The following is a 23,452-nucleotide window of genomic DNA, read 5'->3' as shown; positions in this document are numbered from 1 at the left end:
GAGGGAGAATCAAATGCCGCTTTTCCTGAATGACGAGCAGACGATGCTGCGCGACACCGCGAAGGATTTCGTCGCCGAGAATGCCCCTGTCAGCCACATGCGCAAGCTGCGCGATACCAAGGACACGACCGGATTCAGCCGCGATCTGTGGCGACAATTCGCCGAGATGGGCTTCACCGGCATCCTCATCGAGGAGGATCGCGGCGGCCTTGGCCTCGGTCATGTCGAGGCGGGTGTGGTGCTGGAGGAAATTGGTCGCAACCTCTCGCCGTCACCATTTCTGTCCACCGCCGTCGCCGCCGTTGAGGCGCTCAAGGGCACCGGCCATGCCGAACGCTGGTATCCCGGTATCCTGAAAGGCGAGACCGTCGCCGCACTCGCGATCGATGAAGGCGCCAAACACCGCGCAAGCGTCGGCCTGAAGGCGGAGCGCGCGGGTAACGGCTTCCGGTTGACGGGCAAGAAGCAGTTCGTCACGCACGGGCACATCGCTGACCTCTTGATCGTCGCCGCACGCACCGCGGGATCGGCCAATGACGACGCCGGCGTCACCCTGTTCGCGGTGCCGAAGGACGCCGCGAAAATGACTGTCACGCCAGAGCGGCTGGCCGATTCGAGCATCGCCGCGCGAATCGACTTGGATGGTTTGGAACTGGATGCCGATGCGGTGATCGGCGAGGTCGATGCCGGCCGTGCGCCGCTCGATCGGCTGCTTCGTGCCGGCCGCACCGGCGCAGCCGCAGAGATGCTGGGGGTCGGCGCGGGCGCGATGGATATGACCGTCAACTATCTCAAGGAGCGCAAGCAGTTCGGCACGCTGATCGGCAGCTTCCAGGCGCTCCAGCATCGCGCAGCGCATCTGTATAGCGAGATGGAGGTGGCGCGCGCCGCCGTGCTGAAGGCACAGCAACTGCTCGATGCGGGCGACGCGAAGGCAGATACCGCCGTCTCGATCGCCAAGGCGATGACGGGTGTCGCGACGATGCTCAGCGTACAGGAAGGCGTGCAGATGCATGGCGGCATCGGCATGACCGACGAATATGACATCGGCTTCTACATGAAGCGCCAACGGGTGCTCGCCGAGATGTTCGGCGATGCCAACTTCCACGCCGATCTGATCGCACGCGCCGCAGGCTATTGATGTAGCGCGCGCATCCCGGCCTTGCCCAAGGGCTCCTGCTTCTTCTACCGAAACGATGAAAAGGCAGGAGCCGAACAGCGTGTCAGAGAATCCCCCGCCCACCGCAGAAGAACTCACCGCCGATCTCGTCGATCTGCTGGATGTCGAGGAAATCGATACCGACCTTTATCGCGGGCGCCGGTCGCGTGGCGGCGTGGGCCGCGTATTCGGCGGACAGGTGATCGCGCAGGCGTTGCAGGCGGCGCAGCGCTCGACCGATGCGCCCAAGACGGCGCACTCCCTCCACGCCTATTTCATGCGCGCGGGCGACGAGAATTACCCTATCATCTATCGCGTCGTGCGCGATTTCGAGGGACGCAGCTTCGCTACCCGCCGTGTCATCGCAATGCAGCGCGGCGCGCCGATCCTGAACATGGCGGCGTCTTTCCAGGTGCCGGAGCAGGGCTTCCATCATCAGGATGCGATGCCCGACGTTCCTCCACCCGAATCGCTGGAAAGCGAAGCGCAGATCCGTGCGCGCGAAAGCGTGAACATCGACGAGAAGTTTCGTCGCCAGCTCACTCGTCCGCGCCCAATCGAGATTCGGCCAGCCTATCCCCGCAAATGGTTCGAGCCGACGCCAACCGCGCCGATCCAGCATAGCTGGTTCCGTGTCGTCGCGCCGATCGGCGACGATCAGGCGATGCATCGCGCGATCCTCTCCTACGCGTCGGATATGTCGCTGCTTGGCACCTGTATGCTCCCGCATGGGGTGAACTGGACGACGCCGGGCTTCCAGACCGCCAGCCTCGATCACGCGATCTGGCTGCACGAGGATTTCCGCGCCGATGACTGGCTGCTTTACGCAACCGACAGCCCGTGGGCGGGCCATGCACGAGGGATGAACCGTGGCCAGATCTTCACGCGCGATGGCCGGCTGGTCGCCACCGTCGCGCAGGAAGGGCTGATCCGCCAGCGCACGCCCCGCGCGTGAGTTACCAAGCCAACAGAGGACATCCTATGCAGCTCGATCGTCGCGGTTTCGTCACGGCCGCCGCCGCGCTCGGCGCAACTGCCGCCCTTCCCGTCCGCGCCGGCGCTGCAACCGCGCCAGGTGACGCGCCCGCCATGGACCTGCTGGGTCGCCACGCCGAACAACTATTGCTCGCCTACCCCGAGAATGCGGCGATGCTGGGTATCGACACCGGCAAGCGTGCACCGCTCAAATCCATGCTGTCGGATCACAGCGCAGCAGCTGAGGCGCAGCGCCGGGCGGATGCCACCAGCCGCCTCGCCGAGCTGCGCGCCATCGATCAGACCCGCCTCTCCCCCGTCGTCACCACGCATGTCGAGACCGCCACCGTCGCGTACGAGATCGCGCTCGACGGCTGGCGGCGGATGCCGGTGGGCGATATGGCGTTCCTATCCGCCAACGGCTTCCGCTCGACACCGTATATCGTCAGTCAGGGCAATGGGGCATTCGTCGACGTGCCGGATATGCTGGAAAACAAGCATCAGGTCGCCTCGATCGCCGATGCGGAAGCGTATCTCGCCCGGATGCGCGCCTATGCCAAGGAGCTGCGCGACGAGACCGAGCGGCTGAAGGCCGACGCGGCAAAGGGCGTTTATCTGCCGGACTTCCTCAACGACATCACCGCGCGTCAGTTGCGCGCCGGCGCGGAGAAGCCCGGTGCGTGGTCGATCGTCACGGGGCTTGGCGAGAAGGCACGCGCCGCGCATCTAAGCGGCGATTGGGCCGCCCGCGCCGCGCGCATCGCGGAGCGGGAGATCGCCCCGGCACTTGCCGCGCAGGCCGACGCCCTCGTCGCGCTCCGCCCGAAAGCACCGGATGTGGCGGGCATGTGGCAGGTTCCTGATGCGGAAAACATCTACGGCTGGCTTGCCGAGGCCGGCACCACCACCAAGCGTACGCCAGAGGAAATCCACGCCGCCGGGCTGGAACAGTGCAAGGCGCTTGCGGCGGAGATGGACCCGCTGCTTCGCGCGCAGGGTCTGACGCAGGGGACTGCCGGCGAGCGGCTCACCCAACTCGGAAAACGGCCCGACCTGCTTTTCGCGAACACCGACGCCGGCCGCGCCGCGCTTCTCGCCTATCTCAACACCGTCGTCGCCAAGGTGCGCCCGCTGATGCCCAAGGCGTTCGGCAAGCTCGTGCACGGCAACCTGAACATCAAGCGCGTGCCGCCCGCGATCCAGGATGGCGCGCCCAACGGCTATGCCGGCGCCGGTTCGATGGACGGCAAGATCCCGGGCACCTACTATATCAACTTGCGCGACACCGGCATCTGGCCGCGTTATTCCCTGCCCACGCTCACCTTCCATGAGGGGATTCCAGGGCATATCTGGCAGGGTGAATATACTTTTGATCTGCCGCTGATCCGCACATTGCTTAGCTTCAACGCTTATTCCGAAGGCTGGGGGCTCTACGCCGAGCAGATCGCGGACGAGACCGGCTTCTACGCCGACGATCCGCTCGGTCGAATCGGCTATCTCCAGTCCATGAACTTCCGGGCCGCGCGGCTTGTCGCTGATACCGGGCTCCACCACAAACGCTGGACGATGGATCAGGCGATGCAATGGTTCATGGCCACCACCGGCTTCACTGCCAGCCAGGCGCGATCCGAGCTCAACCGCTATTGCACCTGGCCGGGGCAGGCGCTCGGCTACAAGACCGGCCACAACGAGATCAACCGCCTGCGAGACGCGGCCAGAGCCAAGCTGGGGACGCGCTTCGACGTGCGCGGTTTCAACGACGCGGTGGTGCAGACGGGCGGCGTGCCGCTAGGCGTACTGGCGAAGGTGGTGGATCGCTGGGCGGTGTAGGTGGACGAGAGGGTGGTCGGGGGGCGATAGCCGCCGAAACGCTCGATTGCGGCCGTTCCAAAATACCGAGCTACAGTGCCGGAGGTGTTTCAACCGTGGAAACAACGCGCCAGCGCTGGCCTCGTTTTACCCAGGTGTCCACGCCAGCCAGGTGGCCAGCCTTCACCGCCGCATCTGGATCGGTCCACGATTCCTGCCATGAAACAACCGCAGTGTTGTCAAAAAACCGGACTTCCGCACGATCGAGCCTTGCCGTTGCACGCCGTCTATCGCGACGGACCGCTTCGATAAACTCAGCGCCGGACCGCACTTTGCCATCGGACGACACCCAAAGTGCTCGTCGATCGAGATTGCGCCGCAGGGGTTCCGGGTCCGCCGTCGTGAGCATGTCTGTGAACGCCCTGGTAGCGGCAAGAAGGAAAGCACAACTCTCCGTGTCCGCTCCATCACAACGCAAGGAGTGATCGGCCTGCGCGCCGACCGGTGCCGACGCGAGGATCGCCGACACAGAAAACAACGTTGCAAAAAAGCTCGCCATCTTCAGAGCCTTGCGCACGAACTGGTCCAGGATTTTCGGCACTTTATGGGCTTCTGCCGCTCAAGACCGCCATCGACGCTGTTTCGGGTTATCCGGGCAGGCGGGTCAGCCCGCCCTAAACAGCCGTCCGCCCATATTCCTGCTTGGTAACCGGATGGCTGGAAGACAAGCCGCCATCCACCGCGATCGCCTGCCCGTTGACGTAACTGGCGTCATCGGAAGCGAGGAACAGCGCCACCTTCGCGAGTTCATCCGGCTGCGCGCCGCGGCGCAACGGGTTCAGACGGCCAACGCGATCCATCTTTCCCGCATCGCGCGCATAATCGAAGGTCGGTTTGGTCATGCCCGTCTCGGTAAGGCCGGGGCAGATCGCGTTGACCCGCACGTTCGATCCCGCAAGCTGCTGCGCGGAAACCTGCGCGAGATTGATGACACCCGCCTTTGACGCGGAATAGGCCGGCGATCCCGCGCCGGAGCGGATGCCGGCCACGCTGGCGGTGAGGACGATAGCGCCCCTGCCGCGTTCGGCGATGCGGGGTGCGGCATGCTTTATCGCCAGATACGGGCCGATCAGATTGACGCGCAACACCTCGGTGATGAGCGACACATCTGTGTCGAAGATATTCGCCATCCCTCCCGAGATGCCGGCATTGGCGAACATTACGTCGAGCCCGCCATAGCGATCGACAGCGAGCGCGATCGTCCGGATCACATCGTCCTCGGCCCCTGCGTCCATACGGATCGCCTCCGCCATCCCGCCCGCATCGCAAATCGCCCGCGCGGTTTCCTCGACGCTGTCAGACACGTCCGCGACGATCACCTTGCCGCCTTCCGCCGCAAACAATGTCGCGGCTGCGCGGCCGATGCCGGAGCCCGCGCCGGTGACGATGATCGACTTGCCGGTGAACCTGCTCATCCCCGCACTCTCCTCTTAAATCGTAACGCCGCCGTCGATTACCATCACCTGCCCGGTCATGAAGCCGCTCGCCTTCGACGCGAGATAGACGACCGCGCCCGCGATCTCTTCCGGCTCGCCGATACGGCGTAGCGGCGTGGTGCGATTGCGCTCCGCCACTGCCGCCTCATCCTCCCACAGCGCCTTGGCGAAATCGGTTTTGATAAGGCCCGGCGCGATGCAGTTCACGCGGATGCCGTGCTTGCCGTATTCATGCGCCAGATTGCGCGCGAGCTGCATATCGGCTGCCTTTGAGATGCAGTAAGCACCGATGATCGGTGATCCGCGCAGCCCGCCGATAGACGAGACGATCACGATCGACCCCCCCTCGTCACCTCTGGCGCCCCGCTCCTTCATTTCGGGCGCGACCATGGTGATGAGCCAGTGATTCGACACGATGTTGTTGTCCAGGATCTTGCGGAACTGTTCGTCCGCGATCCCTTCCTGCGGCCCGTAATAGGGATTGGACGCGGCGTTGCAGACCAGGCAGTCGATCCGCCCGAAAGCGCGCCGCGTCTCGTCAACCAGATGCTGGAGCCCCGCCTTGTCGGAGATGTTGGCGGCGACCGCGATCGCCGTGCCCGCGCCGAAACGCGCGTCGATCTCGGACGCTACCGCATCGCAGGCATCCTGCTTGCGGCTGGATATCACCACCTTGGCCCCCTGCTCAGCACAGGCGATGGCGGACGCCTTGCCGATCCCGCGCGAGGAACCGGTGATGAGCACGACCTTGCCGGTCAGATCGAACAGCGACATCTCAGTACCTCCAATTATGCCCCGGCCTTGACTGCGAACGCCCAGGCGGCATCGGCCAGCAGCGGCACCCGCGCGCTGGACGCCTCTGCATTCGCATTGGAGGCTGTACCGATCAGGAAGCGCTTCTTGATCCCCTGCACGATCGAGGCAAGGCGGAAGAGATTGAACGCGATATACCAGTTAAGGTCCGGCAATCCCTCTGGTCGCCCGGTCTTTTCACAATAGCGTGCGACAACCTCTTCGATGGTCGGGATCCCCGTCGCCTCCCCTGTCAGCCCCATCACGCCGGAGCGCCCCTCTGGCTCCGTTACCCAGGAGATGAGGAAATAGGAGAGGTCCGCGATCGGATCCCCCAAGGTGCACAGCTCCCAATCCAGCACAGCTGTCACGCGTGGCTCCAGCCCAGGCGCGAACTTCATGTTATCGCAACGATAGTCGCCGTGCACGATCGACGTGCGCGTCTGCGGCGGCAACGTGCGGGGCAGAAATTCGATCAGCTGCTCCATCGATTGCATATGCTCGGTTTCAGCGCCGCGATATTGCTTGGTCCAGCGCGACACCTGCCGCTCAAAGTAATTGCCGGGGCGTCCGAAGGTCTCGAGCCCCGCGGCGACGTGATCGACGTTGTGCAGCGCCGCCAGCGTATCGATCATCGCGTTGTAATGCGCGCGCCGCGTGTCGGAATCCATGCCGGGGAACGCGCCGTCCCAGATCGTCCGCCCCTCGACCATTTCCATGACGTAAAAGGCCGATCCGATCACCGCATCGTCTTCGCAAAGGCCGAACGGGCGCGGCACCGGAAAGCCGGTGGGGTGAAGCCCCGCGATGACGCGATATTCGCGGTCCACCGCATGCGCCGAAGGAAGCAGATCCCCCATCGGCTTGCGCCGCAACACATAATCGCGCCCCGGCGTGGAAAGCTTGTAGGTGGGGTTCGACTGGCCGCCCGCAAACTTGGCATAGCTCAGCGGGCCAGCGTAATCCGGCACGTTGTCGGCCATCCAAACGGAGAGGCGACCGGTATCAAGGCGATCTCGATCGGCGATCTCTTCCTGCAGGCTCGCGTCACTCACTGGTCGAACACGATCACGCTGCGGGTGGAATCGCCCTTGCGGAGTTCGTCGAATGCGTCGTTAATCCGCGCGAGCGGCAGCCGCTCGGCGATGATCGTGTCGAGATCGAGCAGGCCGCGCTGGTAGAAATTCACCAGACGCGGAATATCGACCGGGAAGCGGTTGTATCCCATGATCCCACCTTGCAGGCGCTTGCCCGACAGCAAGTCCATCGCCGACAGGCCGACCTTGTCGCCGAGCGGCATCATGCCAAGGATAGTCGCGGTGCCACCACGCCGCAGCACCTTCACCGAGGTTTCCGCCGATTGCGGGCGGCCAACCGCCTCGATTGCATGGTGGACGCCGCCCTTTGTCAGCTCGATCACCTCGGCGACCGTATTGTCCGCGAGCGGGTCATAGCTGTGCGTGGCGCCCAGCTTCTCCGCGATGGCGCGCTTTTCCGGCACGGGATCGAGCGCGATGATCTTGCCCGCGCCGGCGATCTTCGCGGCATTCACCGCTGCCAGGCCAATGCCGCCGCACCCGACGACGCATACGGTCTCGCCCGGCGATACATCCGTCGTGTTGAACACCGCGCCCGCCCCGGTCGTCACCGCGCAGCCGATCAGCGCGGCGCGATCGAGCGGCATGTCCCGATCGATCGCGACACAGGCATGCTCGTGCACCAGCATCATCTCGGCATAGGCCGAAAGGTTGAGCATCTGATTGACCGGGTCGCCATTCGCCAGCCGCAGCCGCGGCTCCGATCCAGCAGCACGACGCGTCTCTGCACCAAGACAGAGGTACATCCGCCCCGTCACGCAGAATTCGCAATGTCCGCAGAACACCGACAAGCAGGTTACGACATGATCGCCCGGCTTCACCGTTCGCACTTCGTCACCCACCGCCTCGACGATACCTGCCGCCTCATGGCCCGGAACGCCGGGCAGCGGATGCGGATAGGCGCCATCGACGAAATGCAGATCGGAGCGGCACACGCCGCACGCCAGGGTGCGGATCAACACCTCGTGCGCGCCAGGTTTGGAAACGACCACATCGGTCACTTCCAGCGGCTTCTTTGCTTCGAACAATACGGCGGCCTTCATGCGCCTCTCCTGTCTGGTTCCGTCGCCCCGGCCGCGACCGGGGCGTTACATTTCATCATTTATGCGGCCGATCAGCGCGAAACGCCGATATCCCCACTCGATACCTCGCTGCCGCCATGCGCCGCCGGGCGCTCCGCTTTCCAGTCGGCATATTTGCCGAACTCGTCGCGGGCGATCGTGCGGGCGTGCACCTCATCCGGCCCGTCCGCGAGCCGCAAGGTGCGCATCGCGGCCCAGGCATGAGCCAACCCGAAATCCTCCGCCACGCCGCCGCCGCCATGGGCCTGCACCGCATCGTCCAGGATCTGCAACGCCATGTTGGGCGCATAAACCTTGATCATCGCGATCTCCAGCTTCGCAGCCTTGTTGCCTGCCTTGTCCATCATGTCGGCGGCCTTGAGGCACAGCAGGCGCGTCATCTCAATATCGATGCGGGCGCGGGCGACGCGCTGTTCCCATACGCTGTGATCCGACAATCGCTTGCCGAATGCGACCCGGCTCACGAGCCGCCTGGCCATCTTCTCGATGCCGACTTCGGCGACGCCGATCGAGCGCATGCAATGGTGGATACGCCCCGGCCCGAGCCGGCCCTGCGCGATCTCGAACCCGCGCCCCTCGCCCAGCAACAGGTTCTCCACCGGCACGCGGACGTTGGTGAACGTCACTTCGCCGTGGCCGTGCGGCGCATGGTCATAGCCATAGACGGACAGCATCCGCTCGATCTTCACACCCGGCGTGTCCATCGGCACGAGAATCTGGCTCTGCTGCTGGTGGCGCGAACCCTCGAAACTGGTCTTGCCCATCAGAATGCCGATCTTGCAACGCGGATCGCCGACGCCTGAAGACCACCATTTGCGGCCGTTGATGACATAATGATCGCCGTCGCGCTCGATCCGGGTCTCGATATTGGTGGCGTCGGAAGAGGCGACCTGCGGCTCGGTCATCAGGAAGACGGACCGTATTTCACCGTTCATCAGCGGGCGGAGCCACTGCTCCTTCTGCTCGCGCGTGCCGTAGCGGTGAAGAACTTCCATGTTGCCGGTATCGGGCGCCGAGCAATTGAAGCATTCGCTCGCCCAGCCGATCTTGCCCATCTCCTCGGCGCACAGCGCATATTCGAGATTGGTGAGCTGCGTCCCCTCGAACTCGAACGTGTCGTCAACATGATGCTGGCCGGAATGCGGCGGCATGAAGAAATTCCACAGGCCGGCCTCCTTGGCCTTGGCCTTCACTTCCTCGATTACCGGGATCACCTTCCACGGATCGCCTTCATGATGCTGGCGATCGTACTCGGCCTGCCGCGGGCGGATATGCTGATCAATGAAATCGCGTACCCGGTCCCGGAAATAGGTTTCGCGCTCGCTCAGCGTGAAGTCCATCACATCCCTCCAAAGCCTGTTTCGCAGTGGCTCTAAACCGTACCCATCTTTCGGTAAAGCGTATGAATCATCATTTTGCCCCAACGGAAACGGCCGGTCGCGCGCTGACGAAAAGAGGACTGTTTCTTCGAAATGTAGATGCTAAGAGTATTCGGATGCACGGCACGGGGGATACCGGCCAAGGAGAGGATACGAGCACGCGGCGCTTCCGGGCGAAGCGTGATGCGATCCTTGCCGCGGCCGCAGACGCGATCAACGAACAAAGCGCGAAAGGCATGACTTTCGCGGACGTTGCCCGACGCGTAGGCCTGAACACCACCAGCGTCACCTATTATTTCAAGCGCAAGGAGGATCTGGCGGCAGCCGCGTTCGAGCATACGCTCGACTATCTGCTTCAGATGCTCGAGGAATCGATGCTCGAATCGACGCCGGAAGCGCGCGTCGAGCGTTATCTTGTGCTGAACATGGCACGGCTTGCACGGGTGCAGCGAGGCGAGGAGCGGCAGATGGCCGGCCTCTCAGATCTGCGTGCCACGGACGAGCCCGTGCGCTCCCGCCTGATGGCACAATGGCGGGAAGTGTTCCGCCGTACGCGGCTGTTGTGGGGGCCGTCCGACACGCGCGGCACGACCGATCTGAACGGCGCACGCGCGCATGTGTTGCTGGAGAACACCTTCTGGTTGCCGGTGTGGCTCGTGCGGTACGATCCCGATCAATATGCACGCGCCGAAGCGCGGCTGATGGACGTATTCCGCCACGGCATCGCCGGTTCCGGTGCGGTGTGGAACCCGGCTCCGGTCGACTTGCCGCATGACGAGGCCGTGCCCGGGCGCGAGGCCTTCCTGCTGGCGGCGACGCGGCTCATCAACGAACTCGGCTATCGCGGCGCCTCGGTGCAGCGGATCGCATCGGAGCTGAATGTCACCAAGGGCAGCTTCTATCACCATCTTGACGCCAAAGACGATCTGGTCGTCGCTTGTTACAAGCGCAGCTTCGATACGATCGCGACCGCGCAGCAGCGTGCTGACGAACGCGGCGGCACCCAGTGGGATCGCCTGGCGGGAACGATTGCGACGCTGCTTGACGTGCAATTCTCGGAGCTTGGGCCGCTGCTGCGCACCACGGCGCTAACCGCGCTGCCGATCGGCGTGCGGCAGGTAATGGTGGAGCGATCGAACCGCATCGCACGCCGTTTCGCCGGCACGATCTCCGATGGGATCGCGGAAGGGACGATCCGCCCGGTCGATTCGTTGATAGCGGCGCAGGCGCTGATGGCGTTTCTCAACGCCGCGTTTGATATGCGCAAATGGGCATGGTCGATGCCGCGAGAACGCGCCATCGCGCTTTATGCCTCCACACTCACCTTCGGGCTTTTCGACGATCGCTTGATCGAAGGCTAGACCGCCGCGCCCAGCACATCCGCGCGCGTCCGCATTACCAGCGCGTTGAGCGGCCCGCGGCGCTGGCGAAATTCACGGATCGAACACCCTAGAAACAGGTGTGCGTCGCGCAGAAAGTGCGAGCGATCCCAATAGCCAGCCGCCGCCAGCAGCGCGCCGGATTCCTCGGGCGACGCGTCCAGCGTCGCACTGAGCGCGCGAAGAAAGCGTCGGCGACGCAAAAGCAGCTTGGGGGTAAACCCGAAATTCTGCCGCGTCAGCACGGAAAGCTGACGGGAGGTGAGCTGCAGTTCCTCGGCCAGCGTTTCAATTCGCATAACGGCGACGTCCGCGATCATCGCTTCGAGCCGTTCAAGCAAGGGGTCAGGCGCGCGATCGGTTGCGAGCCTGCGATCGAGCCAGCGCTCGAACGCGATCGGCGGATGCTCGCCACCATCGAGCGCCTCCAATAGTCGCTGCGCGGAACCGTCCAGGTTGGCGAGCGGGACCACGCGGTTGGCATAAACCGAAAGATCGCCGCCGAACAGCCGCGCCCACCCCTGCGCGTGAATCCCGATGCCGACGACCGTCCCCCCGGTCGCCTCGATCCAGCCGGCCACGCTGGTCGGCCCGGTGAAGGAGGCGAGCGGCATATCGAATTTGCGTGCGCCCAGACGCATCGACCAAGGCTGCGGCCCCTCGATCCCGAAGCGAATGGTAGCGAGGCTTGGAAAGAATACGTCACGAAAAACCGAGCCGACGGGTAATCCAAGACGAAAGCGATGGAACCCCGTTACTAGTCCTGCAAACCTTTCACTTGCCCGCCAGAAAGTGACCGGCGCGTCATCCGAATCCGCCATTCCGCCCCTCGATCAACGAGGATGCGGTAGCATTAAAAACAAGTGCCCAAGGTAGGAGTTTCTTACAATTATACAGGCTGTTCGGACATTTTACGCATCAAATGGCCTGCCCGCCAATAATGGTAAACGGCCCACGGCGTCAGCAGCGAGACGCCCAGCATCGCGTAGCGCAGCGATTCGGCGCCATAGGCTGGCCGCAGCCAGTCACTGATCTGCCCGACCGCGAGCGGCCCTATACCCAGACCAAGCAGATTGATTGTCAGCAATGACAGCGCCGCCCAGGTCGCCCGCTGCCGCAGTGGAGCGAGATGCTGGATCATCGAGAAAGTCGGCCCGATGTAGGCGCCGGCGAATATGTAGGACGCGAAATAGCAGCCGATCGCGAGCGACGCATCCTCGACGAAATAGAACGCGATGCTGAACGGGAAGGCGATCACCTTCATCCCCGCGACCACGCGGCTTTGCGCCCAGATACCGGAGCGCCGCGCGGCACGGTCGGCGAGGAACCCGCCGATCAGGGCGGAGGCCGAACCGACCAGCGCGGCCGGGAGCGCAACGTAGCGCGATATATCGAGCAACGAGAAACCGAGCGAACGCTGCATATAACTCGGCCCCCAGCCCGTCACCGCGTAACCGACCAGCGAGGTGACGGTCATGCCGGCGATCAGGTGCCTCGCCGCCGCATCACGCCAGATCGACGTGATGCCCTGAAAAAGAGATGGCGCGGCATGGCGCTCGGGCACCGCACCCCCGTCGGAGAGGCCGCGTGGAGGCTCCACCACCAGCAGCCGCACGATCAGCGCGAGCAGCAATCCCGGCAGCCCGACGACAAACATCGCCGCGCGCCAGCCATGCGCGCTGGCGATGATGCCACCGATCGCCATGCCCATGCCTCCGCCCAGCAGCACGCCGAGCGAATAGATCGACATCGCGCTGGCCCGCTTTTCCGGCGGATAAAGATCGGCGATGATCGAGTGGCTCGGCGGCCCGGATCCCGCCTCGCCCACGCCAACGCCGATCCGCGCCAGCATCAGCTGCGCGAAATTCTGCGCCAGTCCGCAAGCGGCGGTCGCCCCGCTCCACAATGCGAGGCTTATCGCGATGATGTTGCGCCGGTTCGCGCGATCCGCAACGCGCGCCACCGGGATGCCAAGCGTTGCGTAGAAAATCGCGAAGACGAGCCCGGAAAGCAGGCCCAGTTGCGTGTCGCTGAGCTTCAGATCCGCCTTGATCGGCTCGAGCAGGATGGCGAGTATCTGCCGATCCATGAAGCTGAAGAAATAAGTGATCGTCAGCAACGCGAGCGTCAGCCCGCGCCGCCGCGATGCCAGGGCCCGCGCATCCGCGATGCGCGGGGCAGTCGACCTCTCCATCGGCCCTCTCCTCGTTCCCGATCGAGGTTATCGTGCCGAAACTTGAATCACGACCTTAAAAACGCGGAGCAACATTATGTTTTATTTGCTCCGCCTTGCGCCTCTCAATAACCGTTGAGCCGTCCGAAACGATCGCGATGATATGATGCGGTGCCCCACATCGCCTCCAGCGTCGCGGCGCGTTTCAGATAAAGCCCGGCGGCATATTCGTCGGTCATCCCGACACCGCCATGAAGCTGCACCATCTCGCGACTGGCGAGGCGCAGCGTATCGTTGGCGACAGCCTTGGCGAGGCTGACGGCCTGATCGATATCGGAGCGGCCCGCGTCGATCGCCTCCAGCGCGCCTTCGACCGCCGAGCGCATCAGTTCCAGTTCGGTGAGCATTTTCGCCATGCGATGCTGCAAGGCCTGGAACGTCGACAGCACCTGCCCGAACTGCACGCGCTGCTTGAGATAATCGAGCGTCTGGCCGAAGGCGCTTTCCGCCATGCCCAGCATCTCGGCGGCGGTGACGGCGGTGGCGCGATCGGCGATCGCCTGGGTCAGCGCCGTGTCCCCCAGTTTCTCGGCTGGCGCATTCGTGAACGTCACGTCCGCATGGCTGCGGCTATCCGCCATCCGGCGCGTCGCGACGGTCACGCCCTCGCCCTTCGCGACGAGATAAAGCCCGTCGGTGGCCGCGACGACAAACACGTCCGCCCCGTCCCCTTCCGCGACGAATTTCTTCGCGCCGCTCAGTTTTCCATCGGAAACGCTGGTCGCCAACTTCAGATCATGGTGGCCCCCCTCGTCGATCGCGAGCGTTGCGATCGTCTCGCCTGACGCAAGCTTGGGCAGCCACTCGCTCTTCGCCCTGTCCGACCCACCCATCACGATCGCGCTGGCCGCGACCGCCGTCGAGGCGAGCGGCGAGGCGGCGAGGTTGCGCCCAAGCTGCTCGACGACAAGCCCGAGCGAGAGATAACCGAACGCCGATCCGCCGAACTCCTCGGGAATGACGATTCCGGCCCAGCCCATCCCGCCGATCGCCTGCCACGCCCCGGGATCGAAGCCCTTGCCGGCCCCGCTGTCGCGCAGTTTGCGGAATGCGGCGATCGGGCTTTCGTTGTCGGACCATTCGCGCGCCATATCGCGCAGCATCACTTGTTCTTCGTTCAACGCGGCCATTATCGTCTTGCCTTTCGGATTTTATCGCGGAGGAAAGCGCTTGACGCGCTCTCCTCCCGCCTGCCCTTTCCGGGCGCCCGGTTCCGCCCGATGCGCCCAAACGGAATCATTGCAGGAATTTACTGGTGATCGAGCATTCCGAGGATGCGCTTGGCGATCACGTTGTTCTGGATCTCGCTGGAGCCGCCGTAAATCGACACCGCCTTGCCCATCAGCCACGTGCGCGTCTGCTCAAGCTCCTCACTTGAGAAGCCTTCGCCTTCCCAGCCCAGGCCCTGCATCCCCATGATCTCCACGTTGATCTCCGCACGATCCTGTATGATGCGCGCGCCGACATTCTTCATCACGCTGGTCGCGGCGGATGGCCCGCCATTGCCCTTCGCCTCCCGCGCGGCGCGGCGCAAGGTGAGCGCGAATGCCCGCTGATCCATTTCGTGCTTGATGATGCGGGTGCGCAGATCGGCGTCATCGAGCCGCCCCTCCGCATCGGTGCCGCGATATTTCCGGGCGATTTCCGGCACGCTGGTGCCCTGGCTCATCCGCCCGGCCGAACCGCCGCCGCCCGACAGCGAATTGCGTTCATGCTGCAACAGGCGCGTGCCGATTTCCCAGCCCTGCCCTTCACGGCCGACGAGATTCTCCTTCGGCACCTTCACGTTGGTGAAGAAGGTTTCGCAGAACGGCGACGAGCCGGAGATCAGGCGGATCGGGCGCGTCTCCACGCCGTCGCTCGTCATGTCGATCAGCAGGAAGCTGATGCCCGCATGCTTCTGTGACTTGTCGGTGCGGACGAGCGCGAAGCATTTATCCGCCCACTGGCCGCCCGACGTCCACGTCTTCTGGCCGTTGACCAGATAGTGATCGCCCTTGTCCTCCGCGAAGGTCTGCAGGCTGGCAAGGTCAGAGCCGGCGCCCGGTTCGGAATATCCCTGGCACCAGCGCACCTCGCCGCGCACGATGCCGGGAATGTGTTCGCGCTTCTGCGCCTCGTTGCCATATTCCAGCAAGGTCGGGCCGAACATCATCACGCCCATGCCGCCGATCGGGTTCCATGCCCCGATCCGCGCCATTTCCTCCTGCAGAACGCGCGCTTCCTCGCGCGAAAGGCCGCCGCCGCCATATTCCTTCGGCCAGGTCGGCACGCCCCAGCCCTTATCGCCCATCGCCTCGCGCCATTTCCTCTGCGCCGGCGTTTCTTCGCTAGGGCCCTCGACGGCGGACATGGCATTATCCGCGCCGCGCAGTTCGGGCGTGAAATTCGCCTCGAGCCATGCGCGCGCTTCCTGTCGGAAGCTCTCCAGGCTGTCTGACGGTCGGTCCAGGTTCGCGGCGGTCGCCATCGACATCACTCCCACAAGTTCGAATCTGAAGATCGGGTATGGCGGCCCGCATCGCACGACTCGATCCAATATGCAAAGGGACAACGCGTCCGCCAGCCGTTAGAATGGTGCGGATCGATCACGAAAGCGGCCGTGCAGAGCCGTCGCAAGAGGGGTTTCGATGCGTTTCCACCACCGCGCGGTGCCGATCGCGCTTGCCGCGATCCTGATCGACACGATCGGTTTCGGCATCGTCATCCCCGTGCTGCCGACGCTGATCGTTCATCTCGCGCGCGTCGATCTGCCACAGGCGACGCGCATCGGCGGCTACATGCTGATCGCCTTTGCGGTGGCGCAATTCTTTGCCGGGCCGATCCTGGGCAATCTCGGCGACCGGTTCGGCCGGCGCGCGGTGCTGCTGTCGGCGATGACCGCCTTCGCCGCCGATTACGCGCTGATGGCGCTCGCGCCGACGATCGGCTGGCTGTTCCTGGGTCGTATCATCGCCGGCATCACCGGCGCCACCTATGGCCCGGTCAACGCCGTGATCGCGGATGTGACGCCGCCTGAAAAGCGCGGCGCGACGTTCGGGCTGGTCGGCGCGGCGTTCGGCGCAGGCTTCATCCTCGGCCCCGCGATCGGGGGGCTGCTATCGACACTGGGGCCGCGCGCGCCGTTCGTCGCCGCAGCCTGCCTCGCGCTCGCCAATGCGACGACCATCGCGTTCATCATGCCGGAAACGCTGCCGCCGGAACGCCGCAGGCCGTTCGACTGGAAGCGCGCCAATGTGTTCGGCGCCTTCGCCCCCCTGCTGCGCGCCGGCGGCGCCACGCCGCTGCTGGCCGCCGCGCTTTTGTGGCAGATCGCGCACATGGTCTATCCCGCGACATGGGCGTTTTACGCCGAGATCGCGCTCGGCTGGGACGGGCGGGCGATCGGCTGGTCGCTGGCGGCGACGGGCGCGGCGATGATGCTGGTGCAGATCTTCCTGATCGGCCGCGCGATAAAGCGCTTCGGCGAGGAGCGTACGGTGTTGATCGGCCTTGCGGTCGGCATGGTGGAATTCTGCCTGATCGCGTTCGCCACCAGGGGCTGGGAGGTTTACACCCTGATCCTGTTCGGCGCGCTGGCGGGGCTGGTTTTCCCGTCGATCAACGCGATCCTGTCCAGCCGGGTCGATGCAACGCATCAAGGCGCGCTGCAGGGCGGCATGGCGAGCCTTTCCAGCATCGCCGCGATCGTCGGCCCGCTCGTGATGACGCAATCGCTGGCGTTCGGCGCCGACCGCGGATTGCCGGGCGCGGCCTTCCTCCTCGCGGGGGCGCTGGCGGGGCTGGCGCTTGTAACGATCTGGCTGGGCGTCGTGCGGCGGCGTGGGGCGTTGGCGTAATGGCGTTCGCGAGCGGCCGGGCTGCGCGCGCTCGGAACACTCTCAGCAAGTTGGTCACTACCCCCTGGCACCGTGAAATGAATGGCCGTCAGTCTGAAGATCGTCGGCTATCCACCCGTCTATAGCCCCTTTCCGTCACCCCATGTCCCGGCCAGGTCGGCGGCTTAGCCCCACGTCCAGATGCGCGCCGGCATCGACCCGCCACACTTCGCCGGTGATCGCGCGCGTCGCCGGATCGAGCAGCATCTCGATCGGGCCGGCGATCTCTTCGGCCTGCGGAGCGAGCGCCAGCGGGGTCATGCTCGCGATGCGCGAATCGAGCGCGGCCTTGCCCTCCGCGCCAAGCGCCTTTTCGAACCATCCGGTGCCGACGTAGCCAGGCGCGACCGCGTTGACGCGAATGCGCGGCGCAAGCACGCGTGCCAGGCTCTGCGTCATCGTCAGCATCGCGCCCTTCGACGCGGCATAAGCGATCGAGGAGCCGATCCCGTGCAGCCCCGCGACCGAGGCGACATTCACGACGGCGCCGTGCGGGCTTTCGGCCATCGCCGCTGCCGCCGCGCGTGTCATCTGAAAGGCGGCGATCGTGTTCAGCCGGTAGATATCGATGAAGTCCTCGGCCTCCAGCCCGTCGAGCCGCTCATGCGCCACGTGCTTCGTCCGCCCGGCGTTGTTGACGAGGAAGTCGATCCGCCCGAACCGCTCCTGCGCGGCGGCCGCCAGCGCCCGGCATGCCGCATCCTCGACGATATCCGCCTGCACCGCGATCGCCCCCTCACCCACCTCGTCGGCCAGCGCCTCCGCCTCGGCCTGGCTGTGCGCATAGTTGATGACACAGGATACGCCGCGCCGCGCGAGTCGACGCACCACCGCCGCGCCGATGCCCGTGCCCCCGCCCGTCACGATCGCCACCGATCCCTTCATCACGCTCTCCAGCTCGTTTTCGAAAATCGCGTATGGCATTCCCCGATCGCATCGCCTAGCGGCTTCAGCCATGATCGACACTGCCGCGATGCTCGCCGAGCCGTTCGGGCTATTGCCGGACCTCATTCGCCACCACGCCCGAAGCCAGCCGGAGAAGCTCGCGATCGCCGACGGCGATACGCAGATCAGCTACGCCGAACTGGATCGCGCGATGGATCGCGTCGCCACCGCGCTGCAACGCGACGGCACTGCACAGCGGCAGGCGGCGGCGATGGTGGCCTATCCATCGGTGGAGCAGGCAATCGTTTTTCTCGGCGCGCTCCGCGCCGGCAGCATCGCCGCCCCGATCCAGCCTTCCGCCACGCCCGAGCAGATCGCCGGCATGATCAGGGACAGCGGCGCGAACCTCGTCTTCCTCGATGCCGCCAATGCCGGGGCCCTGCGCGATCAGGCGCTGTCCGCGCGCATCATCCGGCTGGAGGAACTGGAAGAATGGGTCGCACCCCAAGGGGCGCGGCCCGCCCCGGTCAAGATCGCGCCGGAGGATGGCTTCAACATCATCTATTCATCCGGCACCACCGGCATTCCGAAGGGGATCGTGCAGAGCCATGCGATGCGTTGGCAGCATTTCTCGCGTAACGCCGGTGCGGGATACGACACGGCCGTCACGCTGCTGTCCACACCGCTCTATTCCAATACCACGCTGGTCAGCTTCCTGCCGACGCTCGCGTGGGGCGGATCGGTGGTGCTGATGAAGAAGTTCGAGGCGCATCGCTTCCTCGAGCTGGCGGAAAGATATCGCGCGACGCACACCATGCTGGTGCCGGTGCAATATCAACGGATCATGGCGGTGCCGGATTTCGACCGCTTCGACCTGTCGGCCTTCCGCTTCAAGACGTGCACGTCCGCGCCGTTCAAGGCCGAGCTGAAGCGCGACGTGCTCGATCGCTGGCCCGGCAAGCTGGTGGAATATTACGGGATGACAGAGGGCGGCGCGTCGTTCGTCCTGATCGCGGACGAGTTTCCCGACAAGCTGCACACCGTCGGCCGCCTCGCGCCGGGGCATCAGGCGAAGCTGCTCGACGAGGCGGGCAACGAAGTGGCCCCCGGGGGCATCGGCGAGATCGTCGGCCGCTCACCCGCGATGATGAACGGCTATCACGGCCGCGATCAGGCGACCCGCGATGCCGAATGGTTCGACGCGCAGGGCAATCGCTGGCTGCGCCACGGCGATGTCGGCCGGTTCGACGAGGACGGCTTCCTCACGCTGATGGACCGCAAGAAGGACATGATTATCTCCGGCGGGTTCAACATCTACCCCTCCGATCTCGAGGCGGTACTGGCCCAGCATCCGGCGGTCGCCGACTGCACCGTGGTGGGGGTCGCGAGCGAGGAATGGGGGGAGACGCCGATCGGCTTCTTCGTGCCGCGCGCGGGGTCGGCGGCGCCGGCGGAGGAAATCCGCCAGTGGGTGAACGCACGGCTCGGCAAGACGCAGCGGCTGTCGGCGCTGCATGTCGCGGCCGAGCTGCCGCGCAGCGCGATCGGCAAGGTATTGAAACGCGAGCTGCGCGATCGGCTCGCAGCGGGGGAATTTGCATGACCAGCCTTAAACAGCTTCTCGAAACACTTGAACCGATGCCCGATGCTCCCGCCTGGCGCGGCACGATCCCGGATAACTGGCTTCAGGGGCGCACGGCCTATGGCGGGCTTTCCGCCGCGATCGCGTTGCATTGCGCGATGCAGTCGGAGCCGGATCTGCCGCCGCTCCGTTCGGCGCAGGTATCGTTCATCGGCCCGCTCGCCGGCCCGATCATGGTGACGGCGCACAAGCTGCGACGCGGAAAGAACGCGGCGTTCATCCAGGCCGATATCGAAAGCGAGGCGGGGCTGGGGCTGCGCTGCACCTTCGTGTTCATGCGCGCGATCGAGAGCGAGGTTGACTACCAGACCACCACCCTCCCCGCGTTCCCGCAGCCCGGGCCGGACGAAACGACGTACAAGGGCAATCCGCACGTCGCCTTCACGCAGAATTTCGAATTCCTCGATCGGCGCGAGGGGCCGGGGCTGAAGCCCGCGGAATGGCTGCGCTGGACCCGGCTCAACGATCGCGAGGGGCTCGATCCGATGGTGGAGCTGATCGCGATCGGCGATTGTCTGCCTCCCGCGGCGTTGCGCCTGCTTGGCCGCAACGTGCCGATTAGTTCGATGACGTGGATACTCAACCTGCTCGGCCCGCTGCCGCGCACTGACGATGGCTGGTGGCTGCTGCGCTCGAACGCTGACTATGTGCGCGCGGGCAGTTCCTCGCAGCAGATGGGGATCTGGAACGCGGCCGGGGAAATGGTGGCGGAGCAGATGCAGTCGGTCGCGCTGTTCGCGTGACGGCCGCCGCGACAATTTGCGACAATTCTTCAGACGCGCCGACAAACCTGCGCGACAAGACGCTTCTAGATCGGTGAGCAACGGCGGGAAAATCCTTCCGCCGCACCACGAGGATCGCATGATGAAGAAGCTGTTGCTCGCGCTTGCAATGGGATCAACCACGCTCGCTGGCCCGACGTTCGCGCAAACCCCGCCCGCCCCGCCGCCGGGCGCGTCACACGCAGCGCACGACCCCAACCGCATCGTCACCCGCGACGAGGCGCTCGCCAGGGCGGACCGGAAGTTCGATGCCGTCGACACCAATCACGACGGCAGGATCACCGCTGACGAAATGCGGGTCGCACGCGAACAGCGCCGGGACAAGATGCGTGCCCGCTGGCAGGCGCGTCACCCCGATCAGGCGCAGCCCGCGCCCGGCGCCGATGGCGGCAAATGGGGCGGTCGCGGCGATCACCGTCGGGACGGCATGGGCAAGCGCGGCGGCGGCGATCCGAACCGCGTCATCACGCGCGAGGAATGGCGGCAGAAGGCGGCCGCGCGGTTCGATCGCGTCGATGTGAACCACGACGGCCGCATCACCCCCGATGAGCGCAAGGCAGCCCATCAGGCGATGCGAGAGAAATTCCGCGAGCGGATGGAAATGCGCCGCGATCGTCGCGGGCCGCCGCCGGCCGATGGCGCCCCGGCGCCGGCGCCAGCCCCTGCCCCTGCACCGCGCACCAACTGACCGGCGTTGGCCGGCGGCGTCGGGTGGCATCCTCCGGCCACCCGACGCCTTTATCCCGACGGCGCTTTTCCTGGAGTGATGACGTGCTACATGCCGATGCGATGGGGGAAACGCCGCACCTGCTGCTTGTCGATGACGAGCGTTCGATCCGCGAACCGCTCGCCGCCTATCTGACGAAGCAGGGCTTCCGCGTGACGCAGGCCGCCGATGCGGAACAGGCGCGGGCGCGGCTTGCCGCTTATGCCATCGATCTCGTTGTGCTCGATATCATGATGCCCGGCGAGGACGGCCTGTCGCTATGCCGCCACATCCGCGAAACCGGCGAGCTGCCCGTCATCCTGCTCACCGCGCGGACGGAGGAAACCGACCGGATCGTCGGGCTGGAGATGGGCGCCGACGATTATGTCGTGAAACCATTTTCTCCGCGTGAGTTGTCCGCCCGGATCAAGGTGGTGCTGCGCCGCGTGCACGCCGGCGGCGCGCGCCAGCTCCCGCCGGAAAGCGGTGCCTATGCTTTCGCCGGCCGTGTGCTCAAGACGGGCGAGCGCACGCTGGTGGATCGCGACGGCGTGTCCGTTCCGCTTTCGACCGGCGAATATAACCTGCTGCTCGCCCTCGTCACCCGGCCGCGCCATGTGCTGACGCGGGATCAGTTTCTTGATCTGACCCAGGGGCGCGAGGCGGCGGCATTCGATCGGTCGATCGACAATCAGGTGAGCCGGCTGCGGCGAAAGATCGAGGCCGATCCCAAATCGCCGGAAATCATCAAGACCATATGGGGCGGCGGCTATTCCTTCACCGCCGACGTAACCCGCCTGTGACACCGAAGCTCGGCTGGCCGCGCAGCCTGGCCGGGCAGATGGCGCTGCTCGTGGCGATCGCGCTTTTCGCGGCCCAGGCGGTGAATTTCGCGCTGATCGTCCGCGATCGCACGGCAAACCGGATCCAGCAAGCGGCCGCGCTTCCGGCGCTGCGTATCGCCGAAGCGCTGGACCGGGAAGTGGGCGGACGGCCAATCTCGTCCGATCGCGGGAGAGTGCGACACGTCGCGAGCAATCCGATCCCTGACTCGCTGCCACGCCGCGATGACGTGGCCGAGGCCGTCCGCGCCAATCTCGCGCGGATGAGCATCGCGAGCGGCAAGGTGGACGCTGCAATCCTTGACGGCCCCAAGGACACGCCTGCGCCCGACATGCGCCGTCGCCGCCTGCGGGGCGGCGTGGAGCGCGGACCACGGCGCGCAATCCTGATCGCGGTGGAGCTGCCCGGGCAAGGCTGGCTGGTGACTCGCGCGGCGTGGCCCTCTCCCGGCCCCGCGATCCTGTGGCGGCTGATCGCCCAGACGCTTTTCCTCTACATCATGGTGCTGGCGCCGGTGCTTTGGCTCGCGCGGCGCATCTCACGTCCCTTGAACGCGCTGGCACAGGACGCCAGCCGAGTCTCCCTGGAGGGCAAGACGACGCCTGTGCCGGAGGCCGGCCCGGCGGACGTGCGCGCGGTGATTGCCGCCTATAATGCGCTGCGCGTGCGCGTGCGCGCGATGCTCGACGAGAAGGACCGGATGCTGGGTGCGATCGGGCATGATCTTCGCACACCCCTGGCGGCGCTGCGTGTCCGTATCGAATCGGTCGACGATGAAAACGACCGGGTCCGGATGGCCGATACGATCGCGGAGATGAACCGCACGCTCGACGATATATTGAGCCTTGCCCGGCTGGGTCGCCCCAGTGAGCCGGTCACCGAAGTTGATCTCGCCGCGCTGGTCGATGCCGTGGTCGAGGATTTCCGCGATCTGGGTCATGCGGTAAGCTTCGCCGATGCCGTGCGGCTGCCGGTGCATATTCGCCCGTCGCTGATCCGCCGCGCGGTGCGCAACCTGATCGAGAATGCGGTTAAATATGCCGGCGCGGCGGAGGTTTCGATACAGCCCGGCACAGCTTCAGTGGCGATCGCGGTAGCCGATCGCGGGCCGGGCATTCCGCCCGAGCGCCTCGCCGATGTGTTCGAGCCTTTCGTCCGGCTGGAAACCTCCCGCAATCGCGATACCGGGGGGAGCGGGCTTGGGCTGGCGATCGCCCGCGCGATCGTGCGCGAGGCCGGGGGCGAACTCTCGCTCGCCAATCGCGCGGGCGGAGGGCTGGAGGCGATAGTTACGCTGCCCGCGCGATGAGCCGCC

At 65.3% G+C, this 23,452-nt stretch carries 21 protein-coding genes; 10 read left to right on the top strand and 11 right to left on the bottom strand.

The annotated features are described in order from the left end of the window. The first annotated feature begins 13 nt into the window (after positions 1-13). From ACM61V_RS09495 to ACM61V_RS09485, 3 genes are all read left to right on the top strand, one after another. The gene (locus tag ACM61V_RS09495; protein WP_137785724.1) at positions 14-1,141 is read left to right on the top strand and encodes an acyl-CoA dehydrogenase family protein; all 1,128 of its coding nucleotides are present in this window, start codon (positions 14-16) and stop codon (positions 1,139-1,141) included. Between the two features lie 79 nt (positions 1,142-1,220). After that, positions 1,221-2,114: an acyl-CoA thioesterase gene (locus tag ACM61V_RS09490; protein WP_419713960.1), complete on the top strand. Its 894-nt coding sequence runs from the start codon at positions 1,221-1,223 to the stop codon at positions 2,112-2,114. Between the two features lie 26 nt (positions 2,115-2,140). Further along, on the top strand, positions 2,141-3,964 hold the full coding sequence (locus ACM61V_RS09485; RefSeq protein ID WP_137785726.1) for a DUF885 domain-containing protein: 1,824 nt from the start codon (positions 2,141-2,143) through the stop codon (positions 3,962-3,964). Between the two features lie 70 nt (positions 3,965-4,034). Here the strand turns inward: ACM61V_RS09485 and ACM61V_RS09480 are convergent, their stop codons facing one another. From ACM61V_RS09480 to ACM61V_RS09455, 6 genes are all read right to left on the bottom strand, one after another. Next, entirely contained in the window at positions 4,035-4,544 is a 510-nt protein-coding gene (locus ACM61V_RS09480) for a nuclear transport factor 2 family protein (RefSeq protein ID WP_137785727.1), read from the bottom strand. A 73-nt stretch (positions 4,545-4,617) separates the two neighbouring features. Next, positions 4,618-5,418, bottom strand: coding sequence for an SDR family NAD(P)-dependent oxidoreductase (locus ACM61V_RS09475; RefSeq protein WP_137785728.1), 801 nt, complete (start codon positions 5,416-5,418; stop codon positions 4,618-4,620). 15 nt (positions 5,419-5,433) lie between these two features. Then, positions 5,434-6,213: an SDR family NAD(P)-dependent oxidoreductase gene (locus tag ACM61V_RS09470; RefSeq protein ID WP_137785729.1), complete on the bottom strand. Its 780-nt coding sequence runs from the start codon at positions 6,211-6,213 to the stop codon at positions 5,434-5,436. Positions 6,214-6,227: 14 nt separating this feature from the next. Next, the gene (locus tag ACM61V_RS09465) at positions 6,228-7,214 is read right to left on the bottom strand and encodes a phosphotransferase family protein (RefSeq protein ID WP_137785943.1); all 987 of its coding nucleotides are present in this window, start codon (positions 7,212-7,214) and stop codon (positions 6,228-6,230) included. Between the two features lie 68 nt (positions 7,215-7,282). Then, positions 7,283-8,371: a Zn-dependent alcohol dehydrogenase gene (locus ACM61V_RS09460; RefSeq protein WP_137785730.1), complete on the bottom strand. Its 1,089-nt coding sequence runs from the start codon at positions 8,369-8,371 to the stop codon at positions 7,283-7,285. 71 nt (positions 8,372-8,442) lie between these two features. Then, the gene (locus ACM61V_RS09455) at positions 8,443-9,750 is read right to left on the bottom strand and encodes an acyl-CoA dehydrogenase family protein (protein WP_137785731.1); all 1,308 of its coding nucleotides are present in this window, start codon (positions 9,748-9,750) and stop codon (positions 8,443-8,445) included. A gap of 155 nt (positions 9,751-9,905) precedes the next feature. Between ACM61V_RS09455 and ACM61V_RS09450 the strand changes: the two genes are divergently transcribed. Next, the gene (locus ACM61V_RS09450; RefSeq protein WP_137785732.1) at positions 9,906-11,150 is read left to right on the top strand and encodes a TetR/AcrR family transcriptional regulator; all 1,245 of its coding nucleotides are present in this window, start codon (positions 9,906-9,908) and stop codon (positions 11,148-11,150) included. On the opposite strand, the gene ACM61V_RS09445 is transcribed toward ACM61V_RS09450, so the two are convergent. The 4 genes from ACM61V_RS09445 to ACM61V_RS09430 all read right to left on the bottom strand — a co-directional run bounded on the left by ACM61V_RS09445 (position 11,147) and on the right by ACM61V_RS09430 (position 15,871). Further along, entirely contained in the window at positions 11,147-11,809 is a 663-nt protein-coding gene (locus tag ACM61V_RS09445) for a helix-turn-helix domain-containing protein (RefSeq protein WP_171007490.1), read from the bottom strand. The two genes, ACM61V_RS09450 and ACM61V_RS09445, sit on opposite strands and share 4 nt — an antisense overlap. 248 nt (positions 11,810-12,057) lie before the next feature. Beyond that, positions 12,058-13,362: a spinster family MFS transporter gene (locus tag ACM61V_RS09440; RefSeq protein ID WP_137785734.1), complete on the bottom strand. Its 1,305-nt coding sequence runs from the start codon at positions 13,360-13,362 to the stop codon at positions 12,058-12,060. Positions 13,363-13,466: 104 nt separating this feature from the next. Then, positions 13,467-14,531 carry an acyl-CoA dehydrogenase family protein gene (locus tag ACM61V_RS09435; RefSeq protein WP_137785735.1) on the bottom strand — a complete coding sequence of 355 codons (1,065 nt, stop codon included), beginning with the start codon at positions 14,529-14,531 and terminating at the stop codon, positions 13,467-13,469. 119 nt (positions 14,532-14,650) lie between these two features. Beyond that, positions 14,651-15,871, bottom strand: a complete 1,221-nt coding sequence (locus tag ACM61V_RS09430; RefSeq protein ID WP_419713959.1) for an acyl-CoA dehydrogenase family protein — start codon at positions 15,869-15,871, stop codon at positions 14,651-14,653. A 160-nt stretch (positions 15,872-16,031) separates the two neighbouring features. Here ACM61V_RS09430 and ACM61V_RS09425 point away from each other — a divergent pair, with 160 nt between their 5' ends. Further along, positions 16,032-17,240: an MFS transporter gene (locus ACM61V_RS09425; protein WP_171007491.1), complete on the top strand. Its 1,209-nt coding sequence runs from the start codon at positions 16,032-16,034 to the stop codon at positions 17,238-17,240. Positions 17,241-17,375: 135 nt separating this feature from the next. Here ACM61V_RS09425 and ACM61V_RS09420 read toward each other — a convergent pair whose 3' ends face one another. Then, positions 17,376-18,203 carry an SDR family NAD(P)-dependent oxidoreductase gene (locus ACM61V_RS09420; protein WP_212742161.1) on the bottom strand — a complete coding sequence of 276 codons (828 nt, stop codon included), beginning with the start codon at positions 18,201-18,203 and terminating at the stop codon, positions 17,376-17,378. 31 nt (positions 18,204-18,234) lie between these two features. Here ACM61V_RS09420 and ACM61V_RS09415 point away from each other — a divergent pair, with 31 nt between their 5' ends. The 5 genes from ACM61V_RS09415 (at position 18,235) to ACM61V_RS09395 (ending at position 23,446) form a co-directional block, all read left to right on the top strand. Continuing rightward, positions 18,235-19,767: a class I adenylate-forming enzyme family protein gene (locus ACM61V_RS09415; protein WP_419713958.1), complete on the top strand. Its 1,533-nt coding sequence runs from the start codon at positions 18,235-18,237 to the stop codon at positions 19,765-19,767. After that, a complete protein-coding gene (locus ACM61V_RS09410; RefSeq protein ID WP_137785737.1) occupies positions 19,764-20,549 on the top strand; it encodes a thioesterase family protein in 786 nt (261 codons plus the stop codon). The genes ACM61V_RS09415 and ACM61V_RS09410 overlap by 4 nt, the downstream gene beginning before the upstream one ends. Before the next feature lie 121 nt (positions 20,550-20,670). After that, on the top strand, positions 20,671-21,276 hold the full coding sequence (locus tag ACM61V_RS09405) for a hypothetical protein (RefSeq protein ID WP_171007492.1): 606 nt from the start codon (positions 20,671-20,673) through the stop codon (positions 21,274-21,276). 101 nt (positions 21,277-21,377) lie between these two features. Further along, the gene (locus ACM61V_RS09400; protein WP_419714257.1) at positions 21,378-22,097 is read left to right on the top strand and encodes a response regulator; all 720 of its coding nucleotides are present in this window, start codon (positions 21,378-21,380) and stop codon (positions 22,095-22,097) included. Between the two features lie 38 nt (positions 22,098-22,135). Next, positions 22,136-23,446: a HAMP domain-containing sensor histidine kinase gene (locus tag ACM61V_RS09395; RefSeq protein ID WP_137785948.1), complete on the top strand. Its 1,311-nt coding sequence runs from the start codon at positions 22,136-22,138 to the stop codon at positions 23,444-23,446. Positions 23,447-23,452 lie beyond the last annotated feature (6 nt).

It is taken from the genome of Sphingomonas sp. TX0543 (assembly GCF_048565505.1).
Classification (GTDB): Bacteria; Pseudomonadota; Alphaproteobacteria; order Sphingomonadales; family Sphingomonadaceae; genus Sphingomonas.
Note: the sequence above shows the minus strand (reverse complement) of the source record. Positions and strands in the feature narration are given on the sequence as shown.